This is a genomic window from Longimicrobium sp., from assembly GCF_036554565.1.
Lineage (GTDB): Bacteria > Gemmatimonadota > Gemmatimonadetes > Longimicrobiales > Longimicrobiaceae > Longimicrobium.
The window spans coordinates 1-3,191 of sequence record NZ_DATBNB010000867.1 but is presented as its reverse complement, the minus strand read 5'-3'; the positions used below and the strand labels follow the sequence as shown (position 1 = coordinate 3,191).

Below are 3,191 nucleotides of genomic sequence, written 5' to 3'. Positions count from 1 at the left end.
ACGCGCCGGCCGGAGCGGACGATGTCGGCGAGGCGGTGGAGCTCGTCCTGCGCGGCCGGGGTGGCCAGGTGCTCCATGAAGATTTCCCGCATCTCGTTGTGCCGCCCGGCCCGCGCGGCGGAGCGTCCCTCGGCTGGGGTGCCCAGCCCGCGCAGGTGCAGGTACTCGATGCCGAGTTCCTCGACGTTGGCGGCCAGCCGCGTCTTCGCGAACCCCGGCCGGCGCGAGCTTGCGACCGCGCGCACGTCTACCAGCAGGTCCACGCCGCCCTCCCGCAGCGCCTCCTGGAAGGCCGGCACCGTCGTACCCTCGTACCCGATCGTCGCCACCGTCGCCATCACCCGCTCCGCGCTGAGGTGTGTCCGCCGTTACCCCAGGCGGATACTTGCAACCCGCGCACCGCCTCTGACAGGAAATCATCACGCAGAGGACGCAGAGCGAACAGAGAGCACGCAGAGGGGCCGCGGCGTCTCCGTACCCTCTGCGCCCTCTCCCTTCACTCTGCGTCCTCTGCGTGAAACTGCTCTTTTCAACAGGATCACGCCGCGTGGACACGGTCGCGGAGCTGGCGGACGAGGCCGCTGATCTCGCGGATCACGCGCTCGTCGCCTTCGCGGAGGAGGGCGGCGAGGATGTGCTTGCACACCCGTTCCCGCCACAGGTGGTCTCCACAATCGCAACGGGGCACGAGGCGCGAGCGCAGGTCCACCCAGTGCGGTTCGGTTCCACCCACGACGCGGTAGCGCCCCGGTCCCACCCGCTCGGCGGCGAGCCCCAGGCAGCGCTCCAACCGCCCCGTCTCGATGCCGCCGGCCCGCTCGATGTCGATCATCATCATCCGCTCCCCTCCCCGAATGTCCACAGTTGCTGACATCGTTAGTACCCCGATCCGGCATCTCAGTTTCGGTTTCAATTCGGTGTGATTCAACTCGTGCGGCGTGGACGAGGAACGAACGACGGGCCTCACAACGGAGGTCACGGAGGGGGGCTACAGAACGAGAAGGAGCGCGACCCTGACTGGATCGCGCTCCTTTTACTTCCGCACTAACGCACTCACGCACTCACGCACTCACGCACTTCCCTACCTGGGCCGCGGCGCCAGCGTGTTCCGGATCCGCTGAAGCTCTTCGCGAAGCTCCCGGATCGTGCCGTCGCGCTCCGCGACCTCGCGGCGCAGGCGCGCGACCTCGGCCGACTGGTCGCCGTCTCGCACCACCACCGTTTCGCCCGGGGTGCGCCGCGTGACCACGGCGGGCTCGCAGCGCAGGGCGCCCGTCCGCTGCTCGCAGGGAAGCACCAGGGTTCGCGACAGCGAAAGCAGGCGCACCGCCTCGGGGCGGCGGACCTGCCGGCCGCCCACGGTGTCCGCGGCCAGGTACAGCTCCAGGTGCTCCGACGCCCGCGTCGCGTCGAAGTTGCGCGGGTCCAGGTACAGCGTGCCCAGGTAGAAGCGCGCCTCGTTGCCCTCGACCGTACCGGGGTGCTCCGCGGCCAGCCGCTGGAAGGCGGCCAGGGCGATGCGCGACGAGTCCTGGTGCATGGCCTGGTGCGCCTGCCGCCACAGCAGGTCGCGGCTGGGTGCACCGGGGCCGGCGCCGCCACGACCGCCCGAGGCGCAGGCGGCAAGCAGGACCAGCGACAGAACGGAAAACGCGGTTCTCACAGGCGGGCGCGTGAAAAGTCGGGCGGATCAGGCCGCCTTCTGAACGGGCGGCCGCTCCGGGAGAAACACGCTGAAGCGCGTGCCCCGGCCCACCTGGCTTTCTGCAGTGATCGTGCCCCCGTGCGCCTCGACGATCTCGCGCGAAATGGCCAGCCCCAGCCCCGATCCCACCGACCGCGGCTGGGCCTCGTTGTCTACCTGGTAGAACTTTTCGAAGATGCGGGGGAGCTGATCGGGCGGAATGCCCACGCCCGTGTCCTCCACCTCCACGCAGATCCCGCCGTCGCACCGCTGCGCATCTACCCGGATGGTGCCGCCCTGGGTGGTGAACTTGAAGGCGTTGGAAAGCAGGTTGCCCAGCACCTCGTTCAGCCGGTCCTCGTCGCCATGGATGGTGGCGGGAAGGTCGTCGGCCAGGCGCACGGGAAACTCGATGCCGTTCTGCCCCGCCAGCACCTGGAACCCGCTGGTGAGCTCGCGGAAGAACGCCGCCAGGTCGATGTCGCGCAGCTCCAGCCGCCCGCCCCCCGCCTCGAAGCGGCTGACGTCCAGCAGGCGGTGCACCAGCCGGGTCAGCCGGTCGGTCTGGGCGTTCACCGCCTCGAGCGTGGTCTTCTGGCGGTCGTTCACCGGGCCGTAGATGCCGTCGGCCAGCAGCGTCACGTAGCCGCGGATCACGCTGAGCGGCGTCTTGATCTCGTGCGAGGCCACCGACACGAACTCGGCTTTCAGCCGGTCAAGCTCCAGCAGCCGCGTGGTCATGGTGTCGAACGAGCGGGCCAGGTCGCCCAGCTCGTCGGGGCGCTCCACGGGAATCCGCACGTTGGGCGCAAAGTCGCCCTCCGCCACGTTGGCCATCCCCCGGCGCAGCTCGCCCACGGGGCGCAGCAGGGTGCGGGTGAGCCAGGTTCCCAGCACCAGCGTCAGCACCAGCGCCGCCGCCAGCGCCGCCAGGGTGGTGCTGGCGGAGCGCCGCGCCACGCCCTCGGCCCGCTGCACCTCGCGCTCGGTCTGCCGGTCGATCTCCACCCCCACCGGCTCCAGCGAGGCGGCCATCCGCTGGAACGCCGGGGTGACGGCCTGTCGGCGCAGGGCCGCGGCGCCGTCGCGGTCCCCCGCGCGGATCAGCGTGCGCTCCTGCTGGGCAAAGGTGCGCGTAGTGTCCCACAGCGCCGCCACCCGGGCCGACGAGCGCCGGTACGCGCCCCGGCTGAGCGTGGCCAGCCCGCCAGCGACGGCGTTGGAGGCGCTGTCCAGGCGCTGCTCCAGTGCGGCGAAGTCCTGCGCCTCGCCGATGCCGCCCAGCGCCGAGTAGCGCACCTGGGCGTCGTTGGCGGCCTCTACCCCGTTGCGCACGTCGCTGAGCGCGTTGATGGCCTCTACGTCGCGCCCCTGCAGGGTGTGCACGGCGGAGTGCACCTGCTGCAGCGCCAGCAGCCCGTACGCCGCGGGGATCACCAGGATGATGGCGATCCCCAGCAGGGTGAGCACGATCCGTTGCCTGAGGCTCATCCGAGTCGGCGGGTGG

General features: G+C 70.9%; 4 protein-coding genes. All 4 read right to left on the bottom strand.

Annotated elements, in window-relative coordinates; genetic code table 11:
- On the bottom strand, window positions 1-338 hold a 338-nt coding region (locus tag VIB55_RS24370), incomplete at its 3' end, for a DUF488 domain-containing protein (protein ID WP_331879289.1).
- 200 nt (window positions 339-538) lie between these two features.
- Entirely contained in the window at window positions 539-838 is a 300-nt protein-coding gene (locus VIB55_RS24365) for an SWIM zinc finger family protein (RefSeq protein ID WP_331879288.1), read from the bottom strand.
- 243 nt (window positions 839-1,081) lie between these two features.
- A complete protein-coding gene (locus VIB55_RS24360) occupies window positions 1,082-1,663 on the bottom strand; it encodes a hypothetical protein (RefSeq protein ID WP_331879287.1) in 582 nt (193 codons plus the stop codon).
- Window positions 1,664-1,690: 27 nt separating this feature from the next.
- On the bottom strand, window positions 1,691-3,191 hold a 1,501-nt coding region (locus tag VIB55_RS24355; RefSeq protein WP_331879286.1), incomplete at its 5' end, for a HAMP domain-containing sensor histidine kinase.